Source organism: Streptomyces glaucescens (genome assembly GCF_002154375.1).
GTDB lineage: Bacteria > Actinomycetota > Actinomycetes > Streptomycetales > Streptomycetaceae > Streptomyces > Streptomyces glaucescens.
The window spans coordinates 1-1,039 of the sequence record NZ_MUND01000862.1 but is presented as its reverse complement, the minus strand read 5'-3'; the positions used below and the strand labels follow the sequence as shown (position 1 = coordinate 1,039).

General features: G+C 70.5%; 2 protein-coding genes. Both read left to right on the top strand.

The genetic code is table 11. The features are described 5' to 3' along the window. The coding region (locus CCN42_RS38550) for a DUF4097 family beta strand repeat-containing protein (protein ID WP_143662181.1) at positions 1-373 on the top strand (373 nt) is incomplete at its 5' end. 29 nt (positions 374-402) lie between these two features. Further along, the coding region (locus CCN42_RS38545; RefSeq protein ID WP_086741869.1) for an ABC transporter ATP-binding protein at positions 403-1,039 on the top strand (637 nt) is incomplete at its 3' end.

Genomic DNA, 1,039 nt, shown 5'->3' with positions numbered 1-1,039 from the left:
ACTGCGCGGCGTCGGACGCCTGGGGGACATCGCCTTCGAGGCCGCGCACGGCACGGTCAAGCTCGACGAAACCGCGGGCGCCCGCCTCACCCTCGCCGCCGGCGACGTCTCCGTCGGCCGCCTGGGCGGCCCGGCCGAGATCAGCACCCAGAAGGGCGACCTGCACGTCACCGAGGCCGTGACCGGCACGGTCACCCTGCGCACCGAGCACGGCGACATCACCGTCGGCGCCGCCCGGGGCGTGTCCGCCTCCCTCGACGCCGGAACCGCCTACGGCCGGATCAGCAACGCACTGAAGAACACCGACGGCACCCCCGCCCTGAGCATCCACGCGACCACCGCCTACGGCGACATCACCGCCCGCAGCCTCTGACCAGCGGCCTGACAGAAGGAGCGTTCCTCATGACCGACTTGGCCATCGCGGCGAACGGGCTGCGCAAGTCCTACGGCGACAAGACCGTCCTGGACGGCATCGATCTGCACATCCCTGCCGGGTCCGTCTTCGCACTGCTCGGACCCAACGGCGCCGGCAAGACCACCGCCGTGAAGATCCTCTCCACCCTCATCACCCCCGACGGCGGACAGGCCCGCATCGCCGGCCACGACCTCACCACCGACCCCCAGGCCGTACGCGCCGCGATCGGTGTCACCGGACAGTTCTCCGCCGTCGACGGCCTGATCACCGGCGAGGAGAACATGCTCCTCATGGCCGACCTCCACCACCTCCCCAAGCGCGAAGGCCGCCGGGTCACCACCGAACTGCTGGAACGCTTCGACCTCACCGCCGCCGCCAAGAAGCCCGCCGCCACCTACTCCGGCGGCATGAAGCGCCGCCTCGACATCGCCATGACCCTCGTCGGCACCCCCCGCGTCATCTTCCTCGACGAACCCACCACCGGCCTCGACCCCCGCTCCCGCCACAACATGTGGCAGATCATCCGCCACCTCGTCTCCGACGGCGTCACCGTCTTCCTCACCACCCAGTACCTCGAAGAAGCCGACCAGCTCGCCGACCGCATCGCCGTCCTCCACAACGGCC